This window comes from Nostoc sp. DedQUE04, assembly GCF_034530995.1.
Lineage (GTDB): Bacteria > Cyanobacteriota > Cyanobacteriia > Cyanobacteriales > Nostocaceae > Nostoc.
Genome location: NZ_JAVRCA010000027.1, coordinates 36,500 through 59,320 on the forward strand (window position 1 = coordinate 36,500; position 22,821 = coordinate 59,320).

The window sequence follows — 22,821 nt, forward strand, 5'->3', positions numbered from 1 at the left end:
AACAGATTTTTATGACATTTGATTACGATTTGTTTGTCATTGGTGCTGGGCCTGGGGGATTGGCAGCAGCTAAAAAAGCCGCTAGTTATGGTGTACGTGTCGCCATTGCCGAACAAGAAGCTATTGGTGGCACCTGTGTAAATCGCGGCTGCGTTCCAAAAAAGCTGATTGTCTACGCTGCTGACTTCGCCCTCAAAAATCAAATCGCACAAAGTTATGGGTGGAGTGACTGTCAAACATACTTTGACTGGACATTATTTATTAAGTCAGTACATCAGCATATTGACAGCGTTAACCAATCCTATTTTCAGCAATTGCAAAAAGCTGGAATTGAATTAATTTCTCAACGTGTCACTTTCATCGATGCCCATACTATCAATATTGATGGACGCAAAGTTACAGCCGACAAAATTTTAATTGCTGTGGGAGGACAACCCCTTAAGCCCAAAATCCCAGGTATAGAATACGCCATCACATCCCGCGAGATGTTTCAGCTACCCTATCTGCCAAAACGTTTAGCAATTATTGGCGGTGGCTACATTGGCGTAGAATTTTGCAGTATGATGCACGCTTTCGGTTGTGAGGTGACGGTGATTGAAAAAGACGAGATGATTTTATCAGGGTTTGACGATCGCATTTGCTCTGCTGTACAACAGGGGTTGATTAAACGCGGAATTAAGTTTTTCACCAATAGCACTGTTCAAGAAATCAAATACTCAGAAGAGGGTTTGTTGTTAACTATTACTGGCGAGAGCCAAGAAATAATTACAGCAGATACCATCTTAGTTGCCACAGGTTATGCTCCAAATACCAAGAATCTTGGTTTGGAAAATGCCCATGTTGAACTTGGTGAACATGGTGCAATCAAAGTAGATGAATACAGCCGCACCAGCCAAGAAAACATTTTTGCTGTGGGTGACTGCACCAGCCGCGTGCAATTGACTCCAGTGGCTAAGGCAGAAGGTATTGTCTTTGCCGATACAGTTTTTGGGAACAAGGCGCAAAAACTAAATTATGATTATGTGCCCACTGCTGTTTTTTGCCGTCCAGAAGCGGCTAGTGTGGGGATGACGGAGGCGAAAGCACGAGAAAAATTTGGTGAATCTGTAGAATGCTACTGCACCGAGTTCCAACCACTGTTGTATCAGATGATCGAACAGGATGAGCCAACCACTATAAAGTTAGTGCTAAATAGTGATTCTGGGCAAGTTTTGGGCGCTCACATGGTGGGCGAACATGCAGCAGATATCATTCAAAGTTTAGGTGTGGCAATTCGCAAAGGCATTACCAAGGAAGATTTGGATGAAACAATAGGCATTCATCCCACGACAGGAGAAGAATTTCTGTCGTTAAATTAAATCATGTGCAGGACTGAGTGAAAAAGCCACAAATGAGAAGGGGGAAATCCTTCTTCTCATCTCCCTATTTTCCTGCCCGATTATACTTTGACAACTCCAAAAATTAATACCAGTTCAATTAATTATTGCAACACATCTTTGAGTAAAGACGCGATGAATCGCGTCTCTACAAATAGTCTATTTGTCGCATTATTTTTTCAAACTGGTATAAAATATTCAAATTTTTGTATCCAATACAACTATCAGATTTGGCTTTGCCTACTTAAGAACAGTTTCCAGAGTGATTGGAGATTTTTTTATTTGGAAGTTTCTTGTCCTTCTGAGTAAGATTTTGTGGGTATGTCTAAATCGTCTAAAGTATTCATTAATAAGTCATCTTCTGGAATATAGTCTCTCTGTTGGAAATTTACCAAATTGTCAAGAGCTTTAATAGCTTCAAGATCCTTAAGAGCCTCTGATGCAGACTGATATCGCTCTTTGAAGTCAGCCACCACCATTTTACTGAGAATCTGAGCTAGGGAGTGGCTGACCTGAGTGCGTAGTTTACCGCCGTAGGCATCTCTCCATTTGATTTCCCCCTTAGCGTCTCTATCTAGCTCACGGGGTGCTACACCAGTCAAGGCTTTAATCCCAACCATGCCAACTGCATAGATATCACTACTGTACTGTGGACGCCCAAAACATTGTTCGCTTGGTGCGTAACCCTGAGTACCAATACCAATGGTGAAAGGGGTGGACTCTTGAGGATCGAGCTGTTTGATGCCGACTTCTTTAACGGCTCCAAAGTCAATCAACACCAGTTTTCCGTCTGAGTGTCGCCGGATGATATTGCTGGGTTTAATATCCCGATGAATCACGTGGTTTTCATGGACAAATGTTAATGTTTGCAATAAGTCCCTGATAATTTTGATCGCGGCAATTTCATCAATTGCTCTACCTGCTGGAAGTTCTTGATTTAAAGGATGACCAATTATCTGTTCTTGGACTAAATAAAATTCTTCATCTTCTTCAAAATAGGCCAAAAGTTGAGGAATTTGAGCGTGCCTTCCCAATTTTTCTAGCGTTTGTGCTTCTGAGTGAAATAAACGTCTGGCAAGTTGCAATCCTTCTGGTTTGGTATTGGCTGGTTTTAGTTGTTTGACAACACATCGCGGATTACCAGGACGTTGGGTATCTTCGGCAATGTAGGTTTCACTAAATCCACCGGAACCGAGAACTTTGACAATTTTGTAGCGTCTAGCCAAGACTTTCCCTGATAAGGCTAAATCTCGTTGCTGGATTAGGTGTTGGAAGTCATCTTGTTGGCTGATAATCTCTTGGACAACGGGTGAAGTTTTATACTTCTGAAAAATGTCTACTAATTGGCGTTTTCTGATGCTTTCTCTGATGACTGAGGTTGCCAAATAGGAAATTCCGGTCATGGCGATCGCGATCGCTGGTACGCTAGTGGGAAAAATTAACTGACCATAGACAAATAACCCATAGCTAATTCCTCCCCAAGCGCCAGACAGGGCGAGGCTATAGAAAAATCTATGGATGCTACGTTTGCGTCTGCTAATCATCAAGGCTGAACTGCCAACTAGCATTAGCACAAACAAACCCTGCAATGGTGGACTCTTAATTCCTGGGGCGATCGCTTTTCCTGTCATCAAAGTTGCGATCGCATTGGCGTGAATTTCCACGCCTGACATCGGTTCAGTACTATTACTACCAGCAACTGGATAATAATCATTATGTAACCGATCTGTTGCACCAATCAGCACGATTTTGTCTTTGAACACCTTTCCTTGCTGCAAATAGCTGTTCCAGTTTTGCGGATCGAGTACGTGCCAAAAAGGTTTTTGCTCAAATGTACCCGCAGGCCCCCAAAAATAAATGCGATCGCCTTTTGGTCGGGGATAATTTACTTGCGCTGCCTTCAGCGCGGCTTCATCAAAAGAGAGTCGCTTTTTGGTAAATAAATTATCTTCACCTAATAATTTGGGATACTCACTCGCTAATCGATGAACTTTTCCATCTACTTCTAAAGGAAAATTAACTGAACCAATGGATACTGACTTTGTACGAAACATTTGTTGTGGGTCTGTCAGTTGCGTAAAAGACCCTTGGTGCGTCTGGGAGTTTTCGTAAACGGCTGCTAAGGTAACTTTATTGCCATATTTTTGCAGTACTGCCTGAAATTGGCGATCGTCTGCAACTCCATAGCTGCTTGCCGTATCAAAAACTACGTCTAATGCTACAGCGCGGGCACCTGCTTCGATTAATTTTGTAATTACCTGGGAGTATGCAGCCCGTTTATAAGGATAAGATTTCAGTGTTTCTAAGTAGGCATACTGTTTCGGATCTGTTTTATAGTACTGTTCGGGAACCGATATTGACTGGTCGTCTATTGCTAAAATTACGATGTCTTCTGGAGGCGCGATCGACCCGCGCAGTTGAAAAAAGCCAGAAAGCACCTGATTTTCCATCAATTGAACCGATTCCCCACCAGAAGCGCTCAATAGTGCGCCCCCAATTGCCCAAGTACCTGCCAGTAAATGACCTAAGCGAACCATCCAGCGAGAGTGGCGAGCAGATGCTGTTGAAGTCACTTTTGTTGGTTTACTTGACAGTCTATTGGCAGTAGAGACATAGTTTTTAGTTAAGGTAGATGTAGGTTCTTCTGCCATATCGTGTTACTGATTGATTTTAGTCCAACACTTTTATTTATTCAGACCGCGTTTTAGTGTAAGCACATTGAAATAAGACTTAAATGATAATCTTATACATTTGTAAAGTATCTTCTATTCATCAACAAAATTTTATTGGCAGAGCCAGCCCCCAAAAAATTCTTACTCAACCACTACTTAATTTATTCTTTTTCTGGTGAATGAGTTACAAGTAGTGATTGTCTCATAGATCGGAGTCGGATATACTCTACCAGTGCATTTGGTTCTGGCAAGATTTTACCCTAACCTAACCAACAAGTACGTTACTAACTGGGTGCCTTACCATAAGCAGTCCAAGGCTGTCTTCTGTCTCTGGCGCAATGTTAGTAATCTCCACAAAGCGTGTCCTGATACTGACAGCTTTAGCGAAATATAGGGTTTAATTTATATCTTACCTTAAGCCGATGTGATACCTCTTTAGGAGTAAACTTTAGGGTTATGCAGCGATGAATGCTGTTATTGGGTCAATTTTCTGGGTGGATTTTGATCGCCGCGTGGCTCTTGCTGTGCTGGGTGAATCAGGTTAACATCCTGGATCTCAACTCCAATATTGCAAGCGTTTTTATGTCTTGAAAGAGGTAGGATAAAAGCTATAGATAAAGAACTACGTTATAGATATTAGCAAACAAGGCATTTGAAAATTGCTATAATCTATTGTTCCATCTAAATTCATATATATTATTAGGTGTAAATTTGTATGGGTTCTCCAATGAATCGTCTATCTATTTTTGTAGATGGAAACAATATGTTCTATGCTCAACAAAAAAATGGCTGGTTTTTTGACCCGCGACGAGTCTTAGAATACTTCAAACATGAGCAATCAGAAACAACATTAATTAATGCCTTCTGGTACACTGGCTTAAAAGATCCACAAGACCAGCGAGGTTTCAGAGACGCTCTAATTAGTCTAGGATATACAGTACGAACTAAAATTCTGAAAGAATATTATGATGATACGTCAGGTCGTTACTCGCAAAAAGCGAATTTAGATATTGAAATTGTTGTAGATATGTTTAATACAGTAGACCAGTATGACCGAGTAGTATTATTCAGTGGTGATGGAGATTTTGAAAGAGCAATCGAACTATTACGCTCAAAAAATACACATATTACGGTAGTATCAACAGAAGGAATGATTGCTAGAGAACTACGCAATGCTACAGATAGATATATAGATTTAAATGATATCAGAGATCAAATAGAAAAAACTGAAGGTTAGTAGCTTTAACAATTATTTACAAAAATAAGAGTAAAAGAAAAACTAGGGTTGAAGATATATTAAGCCACAAGTAAACACTAAACACTAAACAACAAACGGCAAATGAGAAACAAAACAGATCGAATCATCATTTTTGATACAACATTGCGAGATGGAGAGCAGTGTCCGGGAGCGACTTTGAATATAGACGAAAAGCTAGTTATTGCCAAGCAATTAGCGCGTCTAGGTGTAGATGTAATTGAAGCAGGCTTTGCCTTTGCTAGTCCGGGAGATTTTGAAGCAGTCAAGAAAATTGCTCAAATTGTCGGGACAGAAAATGGCCCGGTCATTTGTAGTTTGGCAAGAGCGATTAAAGCTGATATTGAAGCGGCTGCGGAAGCATTAAAACCAGCAGTTAATGCCAGAATTCACACATTCATTTCGACTTCTGATATTCATTTAGAGTATCAATTGCGAAAGTCACGGGCAGAAGTGTTAGCGATCGCCGAAGAAATGGTCGCTTATGCCAAATCTTTCATGACAGATGTGGAATTTTCGCCAATGGATGCGGCTCGTTCCGATCCAGAATTTTTGTACCAAGTGTTAGAGCGAGCGATCGCAGCTGGTGCAACAACAGTTAACATTCCCGATACCGTAGGTTACACAACCCCTAGCGAATTTGGAGCCATAATTAAAGGCATTATCGAAAATGTCCCCAACATCGACCAAGCGATTATTTCCGTTCACGGTCATAATGATTTAGGCTTGGCAGTTGCTAACTTTTTAGAAGCCGTGAAAAATGGCGCACGGCAACTAGAATGTACGATCAATGGCATTGGCGAACGCGCCGGCAATGCATCACTCGAAGAATTAGTCATGGCGTTGCACGTGCGGCGGCAATATTTTAACCCTTATCTCGGCAGACCAGAAGATTCTCAAGAATCGCTGACAAATATCGACACCCGACAAATTTACAAAACCTCACGCTTAGTTTCCAATTTGACGGGAATGTTGGTACAACCAAATAAAGCGATCGTGGGGGCGAATGCCTTTGCCCATGAGTCTGGAATTCACCAAGATGGTGTATTAAAGAACAAGCTAACTTACGAAATTATGGATGCCCAATTGATTGGCTTAACAGACAATCAAATCGTTTTGGGCAAACATTCAGGGAGAAATGCTTTTCGGACTCGGTTGAAAGAATTGGGCTTTGAACTGTCAGATACTGAATTAAACAAAGCCTTCGTCAGATTCAAAGAAGTAGCAGATAAAAAGAAAGAAATTTCCGATTGGGATTTGGAAGCGATCGTTAACGATGAAATCCAACAAGCACCCGATTTGTTCCGGGTAGAGTTGGTGCAAGTTTCCTGCGGTAGCAACGCCCGTCCTACTGCTACAGTTACTCTGCGCACCCCAGACGGTGAAGAATTAACCGATGCTGCGATCGGTACTGGGCCAGTGGATGCAGTTTACAAAGCTATCAACCGTGTGGTGAATGTACCCAACCAGTTGATTGAGTTTTCTGTGCAGTCAGTAACAGCCGGTATTGATGCCATTGGCGAAGTGACGATTCGTTTACGTTATGAGTCTAAAGTGTTTTCTGGTCATGCAGCCAATACAGATATCATCGTGGCATCCGCGCAAGCTTATGTAAATGCGTTGAATAGGTTGTATGCATCTTTGCAAACTCAAGAAAAGCCAGAGGAAGTAACTGCACAGAAAGTCTAAGATCGGAATCTGTGAAACTGCCAGTTTTTGGCTGATGCTAACAAACTCTTCTCCAACTTTAGCTACGGTGTACACACAAGTCTGAAATAGCTTATTAATCAGGGTTTTACCCCACCCTAACCCTGCCCTTGCAAAGGGGAGGGAACTAGATAGATTTTCTTGTTTCCCCCCTTGCCAAGGGGGGATTAAGGGGGGTAATTCGACTTCTGTGTACACGGTAGCCAACTTTGGGGAGGAGTTATTTGTGATTTCTAAAAAATTGTTGGAAATTATGCTGACAGAAAAACATATAACTATCAGAGAAGCCACCAGCAAAGAAGATTCAGTGATTGCACAACACTTTTATCAAATGTGGCTAGATATTGGTGTTGATGAGAGTAATCTACTTGTGGAGTGGCAGAATATTACCCTCCAATTTCTAGAAGATGCGCGTCGAGATTTGTTTTACAAGGTTTTTATTGCAGAGGTTGATAATACAGTTGTGGGTTCTGTAAGTTGTCAACTTTTTGCAGGTTTATATCCGAATGTTTTCAAAGATGAATACCGCAAATTTGGATATATTTGGGGCGTTTATGTCGAACAATCTTACCGCAGACAAGGAATTGCCAAATCTTTAACTAATAGAGCAATTGAATATTTAAAAGCGATCGCTTGCACGCGGGTGGTTCTTAACGCCTCGCCATTGGGTAAACCAGTTTACTCCAGCCTCGGTTTTTCTGAAGGAAATTTAATGCAATTAGATTTGATTTAAGGACAGCAATTTGTTGCCTTGTAGTGATGATCGAGCAACTTAAATTGATGTAAAAAGATATTTGTCAAACTTACGTTAAATAGGATAGCTTAAGTGTTCAGATGTATGTAGTTACTATTATTCTGATTTGTACTATAAGTCAAGTTTATTGAGTTGATTATGAATATTGTTTACTTTTTTCGATTTTTAGATTTACTTGATAAGCATAAAACTTTATTCTGAGAAACGATGTTTATAATCAGTCAGCTTGTATGAGTAGCGAAAAGACAACAGAATTGCCACTCTGGGTACAAGATAGAGATATAGTCATTGCTCGTGATGAAGAAGTACAGTGGCGAGAAGGAAAACGCCCGGATTATTCATACACCAATGAATTTCTTCATCAAGAGAGTAAATTTCAGCATCCAGAAGGTTCACTAGAAGCGATCGCTCAAAACTTAGTCCGCACTTTTGAGATGGAAGCTTCTAATAAATCTAATCCTCAACAGTGGCTTTCGATTGTTACCGATAAGTTTAAAATGAGTACCAATGGCGGACAACAATTCACTGCTCAGGATGTTGCAGATGAAGGTACTTATAACCTCTTTTTGGGTAAAACTGAGCAATATGACTCTGAAACAGAAACCTTTGAATCTTCATTTCAAGTTTTTCATACAGCCTTTCCCAATGGCTTCCTTTGGGAATTAACAGAAGTTCTTTCGGGGCCGCCTAATGTTACCTTTAAGTGGCGACATTGGGGAACATTTAATGGTTCCTATAAGGACTATGTACCCACAGGTGAAACAATAGAAATCGTCGGAGTTAGTATTGCTCGCGTCACTGATGATTTGAAGATTGAGTCTTTAGAGCATTATTTTGATAATAATGTCTTTCTTCAGAAATTAACCAGTGGTGGTTGTCCCTTCCATTCTTAAAATCAGAACAATCACTAATTTTCATTTAGTCGTATTCATTGAATAGCACGCTCGAACGGCGTTCGCTGCTGTTTCCTAAGAGCGCCGATCGAGTGAGTATAATCATTGAAAATATGCAATGCATATAGCGTTTATCGAATGGATGCAATACACTTTGACCTCACTTCCATTCCTCTCTCCTAAAAGGAGAGAGGCTTTGAATCTTACTCCCCAACGCTAGTAGGGAAAGGGCTGGGGGTTAGGTCTGTATTTCGTGCAATTGACAACCGCTATATCATTCATGGTATTAGTGTTTGTACAGTAGTAGCTGGCGCATTTACTGAAGGTGTAAACCCAGCCAGTTTACCCGACTTTTGGGGTACAAAGTCTGTTTCTTTGCTACCTTGAACCTCAGATAAGTAGCAATCTCGCACTGCCAACAACAAGCCTTTGATTGCATCTGGTGCGCCTGTTTTAACTAAATCGTCTGCCTTTTTGAAAAAATGCGATCGCCATTTCCCATCGTTATTGCCATACAATTCTATTAAATACCAACCTGCAAGATACTCAGCTAAAGGATCGAGACAGAAACGGATTCTGTCTTTGGCAGAACCGATAGTTTGAATCAGGTGCAAACGTTTTTCCAGATAATTGAGGTGTGCTTCGGGGTCATCAATACCCAAAGCTGCTAATGCAGCAATGGCATCGGCACGCTTGGCGGTTCCTGGTTGATAACTTTTCTGCAAGCATTCCCAGGCGATGGTTTTGGCAATTTGATGAACAGTGCGGTCATCAAATTGATTGTCTGTAACATCACGATTGAGTTCATTGATATAACCCAGCATCAAATTAGGAATATTCTCTGGCAACGCAGAAATATTAGATGTAACATCTTTGCTGGCGATTAACTGTTCAGCATAAAGTTTAGCCAGCAAGACAGTGATATTATTTTGACCGACCATCAGAGAAAGACGGTTACAAGCGTCAAAAAATTCCTGGTCAGTAAAGCGATCGCGTTTACCTCGCTGCATGAGATAAGCTTCCATAAAGGACGATAGTTTATTCGCCTCAATCCGCAAAGGTTTAATTATCGTCTTATTAACCCGCCCCAGCTTTTCCTCAATTCGGGAAGTAATCGCTAATGCATTCACCGGAAACTCTGGCGACTCTGGCTCAATTGCTTCTCGTGTAGTCGCATTCATTTCTGAGAATCGGTCTACAATTACTAAAATGCGTTTCTTTCTTAACAAACGTAACAGTAATTCTTGACAAATCGGCTCTGGCTCATCAATTAAAGCTTGCAACTGTCCTCTGATGGCTTCTAAAAGCGGTGACTTACCTTCAGTTACCCGAAATTCTTCTTCCAAAAGCACAGGTAACATCAAATGTTTGCAGAGTTGTTGGTCTTCATCTTCAGCCATTGCCCATCCAGCGATTCGACACGCTAAACTGGTTTTACCTACACCTCCTTCCCCACCAATTACTAGACAGGTACGTTGTTTCTCGAAAGTTGAGCGCAAATTCTCATTCATCAGTTGGGGAACTGTTGTACCATCCAGAACAACGGGAATAGGAATGTAACAGGCGCGACTGCTAACTGTATCCTTTTTGGGAAATTGTTCGCGGGCTGCTTTGATATATTTAGCTACCCACGCATCTAATACTCTGGGATGGTAATGAAACCAGCCAACAAATAGCACATATCGCAGAGGTACATTAACGCTGATAAATGGGAGAGAAAAATCTGTGTAGGGTTTGAGGGCGTTGTTAATTTTCAACAACCATAAAGGGGCTACCCGCAAGAGAATTAACCAAATACAAGGCAATAAGATAAGGTAAGCGGCAATTCCCAAAAGTAATTTATGCTTAAATAGCGATTCCAGAACTCTATCAAAGAGGCGAGTTTCTTTTTCTGCTTTCAGGGCATTGAGAGGGCGACGTATCAGCCTAATGTCCGTTTCTGTGAATTTATCTTTGTATTTTTGTATAGTTGCCAATACCTGCTCAAAGTCTGAGATGACTTTCTGCAACTTCGAGGTAGGTAAAGCATTGGCTTTGTCCTGAAAGCCTGCCGCGATTCCTCCTAAACCTTTGATAGCACCTAAACGCACGTAAAACTGGTTATCATTCAACAGGGCAATTAAATTCGGGACAGAAGATACTGCATCTGTACCCATTGCACCCAGAGCGTAGGCAGAATTGTAACGTACAGTGGGGTTCTTATCTTTTAAGGCAGCAGTTAATACTGGGACAGCTACTTTTGCTTCTACACCAATTTTTCTGAGTGCAGAAGGAACATAAATACGAACGAATTGCTCCTTGTCTTGTAATGCCGCCATCAACGATGGAACTGCTGCTTTGGCTGCTGTACCAATATTTCCTAAAGCTAAGGTGGCGTACAGGCGGACTTGTCCATCTTCATCCTGTAATGCCGCACTTAAGGCTGGGACTGCTGGTGCTGCTTCTGCACCCAAATCTCCTAAAACCGAAGCGGCGTGCCAGCGAAGATTAATATCCTGATTTTTCAAAGCCTCAATCAGAGACGGCACTGCTGGGGAACCGATATTAACTAATGCATCTGCTGCAAGGCTTCTGATGTGGGCATCGTTATCTATCAGCTTCTCAATCAGAGGAGAAATTTTGCTGTCAGCAGTGATTTGCGCCCAACTATTGCTTGTGCATAGTAGGAACAGTGTCAGGCATAAGACAATCACCTTGAGCGCACTAAGTAATACTTGTCTGGTATGCTTTGTCATTGAATCGGATTGAATCACCCGATGAACAACTCCAGTCAGAGAAACTATACCTAAGATTGTAATCTAACTGTCAATGCGGGTTAGCGATGTCTACGACGGGCTATGACGCTCGCAGACTCGCTATCGGCGTCGCACTGCTTTACCCCCGCTTTCAACCTTTGGCTTCAACGAAAAGTCAGCACGGGAGATTATAAAGCCTTACCAAATCAACCACTCTTGTAATGGTCACAAAATTACTGACTGGGAAAAATTTGAAAAATTTGTCGAGGTTAATGGGGATAAAACTCAAGTAGAGATGGCTATTGTTTGCATAAATCCTGGAAGATTAAAAATCTAAAATTGAATACAGTTTTGCCTTTAATAAACATTTTGATGAAATTCATAAACAGATTTTTCCTGATAATCTGAAACAAAAGTATTATTAAATACTGGTATTAAGATGTCAATATCTTTACCAAAGTCCGAAACCTATGAGAGAATTAGCAACCGAGCCACCATCTACCTGGCGTTTTATCCCAATGCTTCAGACATCAGGAGGAGTACAAATGGCGATCGATGCTTGGTTGTTCAACCAATGTGAAAAGGGACAGCACCCGGCTACCTTGCGTTTTTATACCTGGTGTCCTTATGCTCTTTCTTTGGGACATCTGCAAAAACAATGGCCTGCCCAATGGCATAATCTGATTTATCAGGGACAGCCACTCGATCTAGTTCGTCGTCCAACAGGAGGTAGAGCTGTTCTCCACCAAGGAAACTTGACCTACTCTGTGACTACCTCAGCTAGTACTGGAAAAAGCTGGGGTACTTATGAAAAAATCTGTAACTTTTTAATCCAAGGCTGGCAAACCTTGGGTATTGAGTTAAGTTATGGTTCTGCTGGACGGGGTTACATTCATAATCCCAGTTGTTTCAACACAGCAACAGCAGCTGACTTAGTTACTGCCGATGGAAGTAAATTTATTGGTAGTGCCCAACGCAAGGGGAAAAATACCATTCTTCAACACGGCTCGATGATTTTGTCTACAGACAAAGGTTTATTTCAGCAAATCTTTGAACAACCGGCTCCGTGGAATACCTCACTTTGCAATACACAGGACGAGGATAACTGGATTGCAAAGATTGTGGAGACATTGACAGAGACGGCAAGACAATACTTTGGTATAGAACTAGTTACCCAACCATTTACCGATCTCGAATGGGAAGATATCCTCAAATTGCGATCGCTGTATGAAGTGCGTTAGCGTAGCTCACCGTAAGTATCGCCTGTTGCAAAACTTGAGATTATGTAATAAATACGTATAATACCAAAGTTTTTTGTAAGTAAAATCGCTGTACACTGTAGTTTTGCAGTGTAAATAAAAAGTTGACATTTCAATTTACATCATTTGCTGTAAAGGCGATCGTTTCATTCGTTGCCACACCAGAACAGCGTAACTTCAGTATCACTCAGAAGGATCTGACTGTTCAATCTCTGTTTTTGTAGATTGCATAGACGTTTGTGATTTTGACGATCGGTCTATTGAGAGCGTGTTCGCTGTGGGTGTGCCAGATCGTTTAGTAAACTACCGTTATCTCCCTATTCCTCTATATTCAGCAATTTCGCCATCGCTAACCGTTGCAGTTTACCGGTAGCACCACGAGGTAGTTGCTCTAAAATGTGAATTTGCCTGGGAACTTTGAAGTCTGCCAGCATAGTTGCACAGTGAGCTAAAAGTTCTTTTTCGCTAGCTTCTGCTTTTAGAACAACAGCTGCGTGGATATCTTCTCCTAAAGATTTGTGGGGGACGGCAAAGGCTAAGGCTTCGGCGACGGCGGGATGGCGTAGCAAGACATCATCCACTTCTAAAGGAGAAATTTTTTCCCCACCCCGGTTAATCAATTCTTTAATCCGTCCAGTCAAGCAGAGGTAGCCATCTGCATCAACTGTACCTTGATCGCCTGTGCGGAACCAACCGTTTACAAAAGCAGTGGCGTTAGCTTCTGGATTGTTTTCGTAGCCATCTATAACGTTGGGTGCTTTTACCACTACCTCGCCCAAGCTTCCCTTAGATAACAGGTTGCCTTCAGAGTCCATAATGCCGACTTCTACGCCAAAGCCATAACCTACAGTACCTGGTTTTCTGACTTTTGGCGGTAGGGGATTGGTGGTCATTAAGTGAGATGCTTCAGTCATGCTGTAAGATTCCACCACAGGAGCATTCAGAGTTGCCTCTAACTGTTCAATGATAATCGGCGGCAAAGAAGCGCTACTAGAGCGAATGAAACGAAAACGGTTAGCTTTGACAATTTCTGTATTACGGCTAGCGCGCGCCAAAATTGTCTGGTGCATAGTTGGCGCTGCGGAGTACCAGGTGGGTTTGTAGGTATCTACCAGTTTCCAAAACTCCAAGGCATTGAAACCATTGGGACAAACTAATGTACCACCCGAAGCCAGAGTTGCCAGCAAACAGCCCACCAATCCGTGAACATGGAACAAGGGCATTAGGCATATTGTAGTATCAGCTGCTGTGAGTGAGTAAGCACTAATCAGATTGCCGGCTGAAGCAATTAAGTTGCGATGACGAATCGGCACACGCTTGGGACGACTGGTAGTGCCGCTAGTGTGGAGAATCATCGCTATATCATCAGCGTTGGGGGCTGTGGGATTCGCGGATTCTGCTGGTTCTGAACCTGTTTTGACTGATTCAAAGCTTAATGTGCCGTCAGTATTTATCTTGGCATTAATCACCATCATATCAGGTGTGACACTAGCAATGGCTGCTTCTGACCCCTCAGACAACGTAATCAGTGCTTTTGCTTGGGTATCTTGGTAGTAAAAGGCAAATTCTTCTTGTTTGTATTTGGGATTTAAGGGTGCAGCAGTGCCACATAAGGCAGCAGCCAAAAAGGTAATTGCCATTGGTGAACCGTTAGTCATGGCTATGGCAATGCGTTCTCCCCGTTTCAATCCAAAGCTGTTGAGTTGAGATACCAGTGCAATAACATTCTCGCGCAATTGCTTATAGGTTAGCGATCGCCCATCAGGTGTAACTAGGGCTGGATGATTGTCTTCTCCTACTAAAAGCTCAAATAAATTCATTGGTTTTTCTGACCTGTAAATATATGATTTAGCTTAAACAAAAAATTGTTACTTAGCTTTGAGTTATGAGAGAGTGCTAGAATGCTGTTATTAACAACAATGTTTTAAACATCCTCATAACAATTTCTCTGACAGATTTTTGTTATGGAGATCATCCTGTAAAATCATAAAAGTATACATTGAATAAATTTGTGGCTCTGCGCTCAAACAGATAGAGTTATTAGGATTAATTCTCAAAATGCTTTGGGAGTACGCCCTTGGATATAAACTAGAATAAATTCATTCAATAGTTTATATAAATAGCTGTGTACTCAATTTTCAAAATATATTAATAGCAATTATGAGTCCCATAAAAATTACTATGTTGGGCGAAAGCTTGGAGCGCCAAGGTGGAATAGTTTCTGTGGAAAAGCTCATTCTTGAAGAAACTACTTCCGATATTCAAATTAAACACATTACAACTTTACCAAATGGTTCTACTGTCTATAAAATATTAGTTTTTTTGCAGGCAATAGGTGAGTTATTTTGGAACTTATTAAACCAAAGAGCTGACCTAATTCACATCCATGTTTCAGATAGAGGTAGCGCTTTTCGTCATTCAATCACTACTCTGATTGGTTGGCTATTTCAAAAGCCAGTAATTATTCATACTCATAGTGCTGATTTTCATTTGTTTTACTCAAAACTACCCCAATGGCTTAAGCAGTGGCTAAGTTGGTCGTTTTGTAAATGTACGCGTTTCATCGTTTTATCAGATAGCTGGAAAAAATTCTACATTGAGAATCTTGGCTTGAAATCAGAACAAGTTATTGTTCTGCCTAACCCGGTAAAAATTCCCGCACAAATACCACAGCGAATAGATTCCAAACAAATATTTTTCTTATTTTTAGGGCGCATTGGTGAGCGCAAAGGCACTTTTGATTTAATTAAAGCATTTGCTTCTATGCCTGTTGCTCAACAAAGCCAAGCTAAGTTAGTTATAGCCGGGGATGGAGATGTAGAACAAGCTCGTAGTTTGCTCCCAACTCTAAATCTTACTGACTACATCACTATTCTTGATTGGGTAGATCGAGAAAAACGCGACGATCTTTTCACTAAAGCTGATGTCTTTGTGTTACCTTCCTACAACGAAGGTTTGCCTATGGCACTATTAGAAGCAATGAGTTGGGGTTTGGCAGTTATCACTACTGGAGTGGGAGGAATACCCGAAATAGTTACTCAAAATCAGAATGGTTTATTAATTGATCCGGGGGATATTCAACAATTGTCAGAGGCAATGCAATCTTTAATTGCAGACGAAAATCTGAGAATATCTTTGGGAAATAATGCACGAGTCAGAGTTAAAGACTTGGACATCAACAAATATCTTACATCTTTAAGAGGTATTTATACAGCAGTTATCAATTGATAACCATCTTGATGAAAGTAGGTTTAAGTTACTTACCCTATGTATTAAACACCAAATTCAAAAACGACGTAATTTATTCTGTATGCAAGGATAATAGATGTTATCAAGGAAGGAATTTAATTTAAAATTATGAAAATTTAAGGTAGCGATAAAGGTATTATTATTTTATTGTTCTGATTCTTCTAAACTTGGTATACTGGCTAATAAGTGAGGGAATGCAGAAATGAAAACTTTTCCGGAAGTTAAATTGCTTGATACAAGATTTCATAAAGTTCAAGTACAAGAATTAGTTGATTATTTAATAGAAGCAGCAAAAAATAAAAAAAAGACAGTTGTAGGACATGTGAATATCAGAGCAATGAATTTCGCTTATGAAAAGTCTTGGTATCGAGATTTTTTGAATAAAGCTGATTTAGTATTTTGTGACGGATTTGGTGTAATGGTAGGAGCTAGATTCAATGGTTATTCAATGCAATCTGCACATCGAATGACAGCACCAGATTACATAGAAGATTTAGCATTCAAGTGCGAGCAAGAAAACCTTTCTTTATTTTTGTTAGCTGGAAAACCTGGCGTAGTAGATAAGGCAATTACTAAGTTAGGATTGATTGCGCCTAATTTACGCGTACAAGGACATCATGGTTATTTTGATAAATCAGGAAAAGAGAATGATTTGGTAATAGAAAAAATTAATAAATTCCAACCAGATATTTTATATATTGGTTTTGGTATGCCATTACAGGAACGCTGGATTTTAGATAACTTCAATAAAATTGAAACTACTGTATTTTTACCTTTAGGTGCTTGTCTAGATTTTTATACTGACTCTATATATCGCGGCCCGCGTTGGCTGACTGATAATGGTCTGGAGTGGTTAACACGCTTAATTACTGAACCTACTCGTCTAGCAGACCGTTATATTGTAGGCATTCCATTATTTTTTTATCGCGTAGTTAAAAAGCGAATCACTCAAGGAATGATAACAAATCGCTAAATAAATTTTTCTAAATTTTGCATTTGTTATAACCATGACTGCCCAAAAGTGGCTAATTCTTTCCCCTACCTGTGCAGCCAAGACTAGAATTAGAATTGACGTGACATTCTCCTAGTAGCCAAAGTGCCAGACTCTCTGCCATTAAGCGATCGCTATCTTGCCTTAATCGATGAAATTGTCGAAACCACCCTCAAGGGCAAAATTAGCTCTGTAGAACAGGTGTATCAAATGCTGCTTAAAGGAATCTCTTCCGGTACAGGGGAAGTCTTTGAGCTAGCTTTGAGCGATCGCCTGAATTCCCTCCAAAGCCAAGTAGATAACGAAAAAGACGAACTCAAGAAAGCCAAAGCGACTCGCTCTTTGAGAGCCATTAAGACCATTCAAAGTCAATGGCAACACTGGCAAGAGCAAAACAAAGCAACAGAAGCGATCGCCTCCGCAGTTACAGAAATCACCACAACCCCTGCTGCCGAGCGTCTAGCAACATTTATCCGAGTTACTGACCCCAATCAGAAGTATCCGCTAAATTTACAACAGTTACAGCAGTTGTCCAAGGCATTGCTGCAATTTGCCCAGGCAGATGCTGATTTACAACAATTTTCCGAAGGGATTACCCGTGGTTTAGCTTCTTGGCAGCGATTGCAAGACAACTTGCTCAGTTGGATGTACGAGCAAAAAGAATCTCTGGGGTTTGGCGGTGTACCGGGAGAACGCGGCCCTTGGGCAAGTTGGGCCAAACAACTCAATAGTGAGTTACCCCAAGCACTGCTTCGCACTTTAGCTAGAGAAGAATCCGCAATTGAGTTTGCCGAACGACAGCGTGGTATTACCCTCAGAGATTGGGTGGAAATGGCATTAATTTTACAGTTCTTGCAACGGGGACTAATTAGCTGGTTTGACCAACAAGCTTACGATATTAAGGCTGGGCCAAAGTTGTCCATTTCCACTTTTTTGACCTTTGCGGTGATTTGGAGTCAATTAGCAAGTGGTTTTAGGAGCATTGGGACAATATACAGCGATGCCTGTTCTCAAATCATGCTCCAGATTTTACGAACCTTTGCCCAGCGTCCGTATTTTCCTTTTTACGGCGGGATTTTTGCCTCTTTTACTGGCACTTATTTACGAGATGCCCTAGATTATTTAGATGAACCACTGCGACGAGGCGAGGGAACCCAAGAAAAAGCGCGGATTTTGACACTTTTAGGTTATTCTCAGCGTGCTTTGGGACAATACCAGCGCTCCATTGATTTTCATCAGCAAGCGCTAGAGATAGCCAGAAATGCAGGCGATCGCACCTGTGAAATTGCCAATCTCAACCATCTCAGCCGTACCTACGTGCAACAGCAAAATTATGCTGAAGCAATTAATTACAGTCAACGAGCATTAATACTGAGTCGGCAAGCAGGCGATCGCACAGGAGAAGCAAACGCGCTGGTAAATTTGGGTTACAGCGAAGTCATGCAAGCTCAGGAATTGGAAAACTTAGAACCCGAAACCTATGAAGCCGCAATTAATTATTTGGAACAAGGTTTAAAATTATCAGAAAAATTAGGCGATCTGCAAAGTAAAGCCTTATGTGTCAGCAGCTTAGGAATTGCCTATTTAGTAATCGGAGAACACCAAACTGCAATTAAATATCTGGAAGATGGCTTTAAAACAGCGCAAGTTTCTGGTGATTTGTATCTCCAAGGGCGGAATTTAGCTTATTTAGCAGAAGCTTATTATCACCTGCAAAATTCTGAAAAAACTGTTTATACAGGTTGCTTGGGAATGTATCTTTTAGAGCAAATTGCTTCTAATGAGTGGCGTCAAGCAGCAGGGTTACTGACAATTTTACAAGGACAAATCGGGGCAGAAGCTTTCCAAAAGTTCTTACAACAACATCGCCCGAAAATTATTGCGGTTATCGGTGTAGATGGTTACGATCACATTCCGCAATTGTTAGAAGAATATAAAGGAGATATGTGAGAACCGAAAAAACCAAGCGATCGCTCCATAGCTTAACAAATCACAACAGTCTCCTCAAGTATATTTTCTAGTAGAACTCTATATTTAGCTTGCTTATTTAAATGAACTGTGGTAATTTCGTTGTAGCTTAAACTACTGTAATTCGATTGGTTTACAGGAGTTTGCTACACTACTCTAGTTAATAAATTTGTTGTCAATAGGTAGTTGAAAAGCTGGTATCAGTAAATTAGTAACGTATTTACGGTTATTAGCCAAAAGTTATTTGTAGCATTGTCCACTGGACATGATTAAACAATACGTCTTTGCAGCGATAAAAACTGCGTAGTTTACCGCCGTAGGCATCGCCCACCGAGCCATAATTCTTTATTGTTATCGCTAGTTTAATGGTGAAGCGATCTCTATCGACAAACCTTGAGGCTTTCAGCAGCAGTGAGGCAACGCTGTAGGTCTACCCAATCCATACGTAGGAGTTGAAAATTATGGTGCAAACTTCTCTCGTCCGCCCCAGCAATCCCTTTCAGCCACCGACTTTCGTTTCCATTGAATCAGAGCGCCGCCATCGCCAAGAACGCTTGGCAGCAGCTTTTCGGGTATTTGCGCGTTTGGGTTTTGCTCAAGGATTGGCAGGACATATCACTGCCCGAGATCCCGAACTTACCGATCATTTTTGGGTAAATCCCTTTGGGATACACTTCAGTCGCATTCGCGTATCAGACCTGATATTGGTGAATAGTGAAGGTCAGGTAGTCCAAGGTGAAGGCAAAGTTAGTCAAGCAGCATTTGCCATTCACTCTCAAATCCACGAAGCCCGCCCCGATGTCATCGCAGCGGCTCATGCTCATTCTTTCTATGGCAAAACTTGGTCATCTTTGGGTCGGTTGCTCGATCCGATTACCCAAGATTCCTGTGCTTTTTACCAAGATCATGCTCTATTTGATGATTTTACAGGCATTGTCTTAGAAACAAGCGAAGGAAAACGCATTGCCCAGGCACTAGGAACGAGCAAAGCGGCGATTTTACGCAACCACGGAATATTGACCGTGGGACACAGTGTGGATGAAGCCGCTTGGTGGTATATCAGGTTAGAGGATACTGCTAAGGCGCAATTGCTAGCAGAAGCTGTAGGAAAACCCATCCTGATTGACCACGACATCGCCTTAAAGATCCAACAACGCGGTGGTACTCACCAAGCAGGCTGGGGTGGATTCCAGTATTTATGGGATGAAATTACCCACGACCAACCAGATTTATTGGATTAGGTATTAGGGAATAGGGATTGGGCATTGGGAAAGACAAGGCAGGAGGCAGAAGTTCTACAATGTTTGAATTTTGAATTTTGAATTTTGAATTTTGAATTGATTTCTCCCCTGCTCCCCAACATTTTTAGGAGAATTAATTATGCCAATTGAATTTATTGGATTGATTCGGACAAAACGGACTTCGGAATTAAATAGTGCATCAGGTGGTCTGGGCGATGACATCATCGATCCAGCTTATGTTCGTGAATTTGCCAAAGCCCATGAAGAAGGAGGCTTTGACAAAGTATTGATTGGCTATAGTTCTAGTAGCCCTGATGGTTTGACTGTTGCTAGTTTTGCTGCTTCAGCAACCGAGCGATTGGGCTTTTTAATTGCTCATCGTCCGGGTTTTGTGGCACCAACTCTGGCAGCTCGCAAAGCAGCTACCCTTGACCATTTTACCAACGGTCGGATCGCAATACATATTATTACCGGTGGCAGTGATGCTGACCAGCAAAGAGATGGCGATTGGCTAGATCATGACAGCCGTTACCGTCGCACCGATGAATATTTAGAAATTGTTCGTCGTGTCTGGACAAGCGACACTCCCTTTGATTACGAAGGTGAATTCTACCGCATCAAGGATGCTTTCTCTGCGATCAAGCCGCTGCAAAAGCCCTACATCCCGCTTTACTTTGGTGGTGCATCTGGCCCAGCTGTACAGGTAGGAGCCAAACACAGTAACGTTTATGCCTTGTGGGGTGAGCCAATTGCCGCAGTTAAAGAACGAATTGCAGAGGTGCGTGCTGCCTTACCACTCGATCGCTCCATTCGCTTCAGTGTCTCTCTGCGACCGATTCTTGGTGCTACAGAACAACAGGCTTGGGAAAAAGCACATAGTATTTTAGCGCGAATTCAAGAGTTACGAGGAGGCGCAAAATTAGCTACCCCAGCTAGACCACAGGCGGTAGGATCGCAACGTCTGCTAGATTTTGCCGCCAAAAATGAGATTTATGATAAGCGTCTATGGACACCGATCGCCGCAGCTACTGGTGCGGCAGGTAACACTACTGCTCTAGTGGGTACACCAGAACAAGTAGCAGAGGCTTTGGTTGATTATTACGATGCAGGTGTGACTACTTTATTGATTCGGGGCTTCGATCCTTTAGAGGATGCGATCGCTTATGGGCATGATGTTATACCTTTAGTACGTGCAGAAGTCGCACGACGAGAACGGCAAACAGTTGGAGTAAGCAGTTAATACCCCGGTAAACAAAGATAAACTAGGCTAAAGCCCTCTTGCTTCTTGCTTTATTCCAACTACAAATTTTGACGCAGACCTACTTGGAATAATTTACTCAATACTCAAAGAAGTCCTGCTGATTCATATAATCGTTTAAGCATTGCTGAAATTTTTGTACCATAATCTAAATCTGCTGACCATCGCCCTGATAGCTGATCGATTAATGGCGCAATTCCGCGTGTGACAAAACGAAACCTGGGATCTACTACTTCCTGTACCAAAGGTTCTAAACTAGCGTAAGCTTTCAAATGTTGAACGTGCGCCCTAACTCCAATTCTCGCACTTGGGAAAGACGCAGCCTCCGAACCGCCACCGATCGCACCTAAGCCTGCAAAGTTATTTTGCTCAGGTTTAATATCACCACCAAACCGTAAAAATCCCGTTTCTACACACATTTGGCAAAAGGCAATATCATAGTTCACTCCCTCTATACCTGCTTCTTCCCGATAAAGTTTGGGGATATCAGGAAACTTTGTTATAGCATTTTCATTATTATTTCTCAAAAATAATTGTAACTGTACTTCGGAAGTATTACCGTTCGACATTACCCGCGAAAATTGACCGGGGCAAACCATCAAATTCGAGCGCAAGCTAACAGTACGCGTCGCCGCATCCCAATTAACTGCAACATTAAAATCTCGCAGCTCGATTGCTTTGACATAAACTACTTTGTGATAGGTAATGCGATTGACATTAGCCGCTTTTGAAAGGTCAATTCGGAGAAGGTCTACTAAATCAATGGGGATGTAAGCATTCCCATTAACTAAAATTCCTTGCTCGGTGTAACTTTGTCCATTAATATTAATATTAATAGGTGGATAATTTACTTCGGCTGGAGTTCCGGGAGTGGGGTCAATTACACGACTCCAAGTCACCAATCCATCAACAATTCCCAAAGCAAAATCGCGGCGACGAGTTTGCAGCAAAGCCCGATCTTCTGGATTGCTGAGAAACCCCACTTGTATTACCAAAGCTGGCAGCGTTGTCTGACGACAGAATGCTAAACTACCCAATCCACTATCTGTATCTGGCTTGACTCCCCGATTCGGTAATTGGGGTACGCGGCGCAACAATCCTACTAGTAACTGTTCAGCATTGCTCTTGCGATCGCTATTATTAGTGATGTAGAAAACGCTAGCCCCACGCACAGAAGGACTGTTAGCGGCATTAGCTGCAATTTCTAGGGCGACATCACCCCGGCGGCCGCGGGAATTGATCCAAGAGATAGTTTGGGCGGCGCTTAAGTCATCAGGAACCGCTAAAATTTCCAAACTCCGCGCTCTCAGTTCCGTAACAATCAAATCCCGCAGCAAAATCATTTCTTTTGCTTCACTTGTACCACCTGCGATCGCACCTAGATCTATTCCTCCCGCTTCTTTGCCTCCATGAGCTGCTGATATAAAAATACGCCCCATTTTCAGTATTTCCTCTGATAAAAT

Annotated in this window: 15 protein-coding genes; 11 read left to right on the top strand and 4 right to left on the bottom strand. The window is 41.7% G+C overall.

Annotated elements, in window-relative coordinates:
• Nucleotides 1-11: 11 nt before the first annotated feature.
• Nucleotides 12-1,358, top strand: coding sequence for a glutathione-disulfide reductase (gene gorA / locus RM049_RS19525; RefSeq protein ID WP_322705323.1), 1,347 nt, complete (start codon nucleotides 12-14; stop codon nucleotides 1,356-1,358).
• 296 nt (nucleotides 1,359-1,654) lie between these two features.
• Here gorA and RM049_RS19530 read toward each other — a convergent pair whose 3' ends face one another.
• Nucleotides 1,655-4,027: a CHASE2 domain-containing serine/threonine-protein kinase gene (locus RM049_RS19530; protein ID WP_322705324.1), complete on the bottom strand. Its 2,373-nt coding sequence runs from the start codon at nucleotides 4,025-4,027 to the stop codon at nucleotides 1,655-1,657.
• Between the two features lie 736 nt (nucleotides 4,028-4,763).
• On the opposite strand from RM049_RS19530, the gene RM049_RS19535 reads away from it, so the two are divergent.
• The 4 genes from RM049_RS19535 (at nucleotide 4,764) to RM049_RS19550 (ending at nucleotide 8,657) form a co-directional block, all read left to right on the top strand.
• Entirely contained in the window at nucleotides 4,764-5,285 is a 522-nt protein-coding gene (locus tag RM049_RS19535) for an NYN domain-containing protein (protein ID WP_041565194.1), read from the top strand.
• A 102-nt stretch (nucleotides 5,286-5,387) separates the two neighbouring features.
• Nucleotides 5,388-6,992: a 2-isopropylmalate synthase gene (locus RM049_RS19540; RefSeq protein WP_322705325.1), complete on the top strand. Its 1,605-nt coding sequence runs from the start codon at nucleotides 5,388-5,390 to the stop codon at nucleotides 6,990-6,992.
• A 244-nt stretch (nucleotides 6,993-7,236) separates the two neighbouring features.
• A complete protein-coding gene (locus RM049_RS19545) occupies nucleotides 7,237-7,743 on the top strand; it encodes a GNAT family N-acetyltransferase (protein ID WP_322705326.1) in 507 nt (168 codons plus the stop codon).
• Between the two features lie 251 nt (nucleotides 7,744-7,994).
• Entirely contained in the window at nucleotides 7,995-8,657 is a 663-nt protein-coding gene (locus RM049_RS19550) for a SnoaL-like polyketide cyclase (protein ID WP_322705327.1), read from the top strand.
• A 278-nt stretch (nucleotides 8,658-8,935) separates the two neighbouring features.
• Here RM049_RS19550 and RM049_RS19555 read toward each other — a convergent pair whose 3' ends face one another.
• Nucleotides 8,936-11,392, bottom strand: a complete 2,457-nt coding sequence (locus tag RM049_RS19555; RefSeq protein ID WP_322705328.1) for a HEAT repeat domain-containing protein — start codon at nucleotides 11,390-11,392, stop codon at nucleotides 8,936-8,938.
• A 470-nt stretch (nucleotides 11,393-11,862) separates the two neighbouring features.
• On the opposite strand from RM049_RS19555, the gene RM049_RS19560 reads away from it, so the two are divergent.
• Nucleotides 11,863-12,633, top strand: a complete 771-nt coding sequence (locus tag RM049_RS19560) for a biotin/lipoate A/B protein ligase family protein (protein ID WP_322705329.1) — start codon at nucleotides 11,863-11,865, stop codon at nucleotides 12,631-12,633.
• A gap of 335 nt (nucleotides 12,634-12,968) precedes the next feature.
• Here RM049_RS19560 and RM049_RS19565 read toward each other — a convergent pair whose 3' ends face one another.
• The gene (locus RM049_RS19565) at nucleotides 12,969-14,471 is read right to left on the bottom strand and encodes an acyl--CoA ligase (RefSeq protein WP_322705330.1); all 1,503 of its coding nucleotides are present in this window, start codon (nucleotides 14,469-14,471) and stop codon (nucleotides 12,969-12,971) included.
• 340 nt (nucleotides 14,472-14,811) lie between these two features.
• On the opposite strand from RM049_RS19565, the gene RM049_RS19570 reads away from it, so the two are divergent.
• From RM049_RS19570 to RM049_RS19590, 5 genes are all read left to right on the top strand, one after another.
• The gene (locus RM049_RS19570; protein WP_322705331.1) at nucleotides 14,812-15,879 is read left to right on the top strand and encodes a glycosyltransferase family 4 protein; all 1,068 of its coding nucleotides are present in this window, start codon (nucleotides 14,812-14,814) and stop codon (nucleotides 15,877-15,879) included.
• Nucleotides 15,880-16,102: 223 nt separating this feature from the next.
• The gene (locus RM049_RS19575) at nucleotides 16,103-16,873 is read left to right on the top strand and encodes a WecB/TagA/CpsF family glycosyltransferase (RefSeq protein WP_322689745.1); all 771 of its coding nucleotides are present in this window, start codon (nucleotides 16,103-16,105) and stop codon (nucleotides 16,871-16,873) included.
• Nucleotides 16,874-16,996: 123 nt separating this feature from the next.
• The gene (locus tag RM049_RS19580) at nucleotides 16,997-18,841 is read left to right on the top strand and encodes a tetratricopeptide repeat protein (protein WP_322705332.1); all 1,845 of its coding nucleotides are present in this window, start codon (nucleotides 16,997-16,999) and stop codon (nucleotides 18,839-18,841) included.
• Nucleotides 18,842-19,320: 479 nt separating this feature from the next.
• Nucleotides 19,321-20,100: a class II aldolase/adducin family protein gene (locus tag RM049_RS19585; protein WP_322672528.1), complete on the top strand. Its 780-nt coding sequence runs from the start codon at nucleotides 19,321-19,323 to the stop codon at nucleotides 20,098-20,100.
• A 139-nt stretch (nucleotides 20,101-20,239) separates the two neighbouring features.
• A complete protein-coding gene (locus RM049_RS19590) occupies nucleotides 20,240-21,340 on the top strand; it encodes an LLM class flavin-dependent oxidoreductase (RefSeq protein ID WP_322705333.1) in 1,101 nt (366 codons plus the stop codon).
• A gap of 104 nt (nucleotides 21,341-21,444) precedes the next feature.
• Here the strand turns inward: RM049_RS19590 and RM049_RS19595 are convergent, their stop codons facing one another.
• Nucleotides 21,445-22,797, bottom strand: coding sequence for an N-acetylmuramoyl-L-alanine amidase (locus tag RM049_RS19595; RefSeq protein WP_322705334.1), 1,353 nt, complete (start codon nucleotides 22,795-22,797; stop codon nucleotides 21,445-21,447).
• Nucleotides 22,798-22,821 lie beyond the last annotated feature (24 nt).

Bases quoted from the DNA above. Each gene is read 5' to 3' on its own strand.
- gorA (WP_322705323.1), top strand. From the start codon at position 12: ATGACATTTGATTACGATTTGTTTGTCATTGGTGCTGGGCCTGGGGGA.
- RM049_RS19530 (WP_322705324.1), bottom strand. From the start codon at position 4,027: ATGGCAGAAGAACCTACATCTACCTTAACTAAAAACTATGTCTCTACT.
- RM049_RS19535 (WP_041565194.1), top strand. From the start codon at position 4,764: ATGGGTTCTCCAATGAATCGTCTATCTATTTTTGTAGATGGAAACAAT.
- RM049_RS19540 (WP_322705325.1), top strand. From the start codon at position 5,388: ATGAGAAACAAAACAGATCGAATCATCATTTTTGATACAACATTGCGA.
- RM049_RS19550 (WP_322705327.1), top strand. From the start codon at position 7,995: ATGAGTAGCGAAAAGACAACAGAATTGCCACTCTGGGTACAAGATAGA.
- RM049_RS19555 (WP_322705328.1), bottom strand. From the start codon at position 11,392: ATGACAAAGCATACCAGACAAGTATTACTTAGTGCGCTCAAGGTGATT.
- RM049_RS19560 (WP_322705329.1), top strand. From the start codon at position 11,863: ATGAGAGAATTAGCAACCGAGCCACCATCTACCTGGCGTTTTATCCCA.
- RM049_RS19565 (WP_322705330.1), bottom strand. From the start codon at position 14,471: ATGAATTTATTTGAGCTTTTAGTAGGAGAAGACAATCATCCAGCCCTA.
- RM049_RS19570 (WP_322705331.1), top strand. From the start codon at position 14,812: ATGAGTCCCATAAAAATTACTATGTTGGGCGAAAGCTTGGAGCGCCAA.
- RM049_RS19575 (WP_322689745.1), top strand. From the start codon at position 16,103: ATGAAAACTTTTCCGGAAGTTAAATTGCTTGATACAAGATTTCATAAA.
- RM049_RS19585 (WP_322672528.1), top strand. From the start codon at position 19,321: ATGGTGCAAACTTCTCTCGTCCGCCCCAGCAATCCCTTTCAGCCACCG.
- RM049_RS19590 (WP_322705333.1), top strand. From the start codon at position 20,240: ATGCCAATTGAATTTATTGGATTGATTCGGACAAAACGGACTTCGGAA.
- RM049_RS19595 (WP_322705334.1), bottom strand. From the start codon at position 22,797: ATGGGGCGTATTTTTATATCAGCAGCTCATGGAGGCAAAGAAGCGGGA.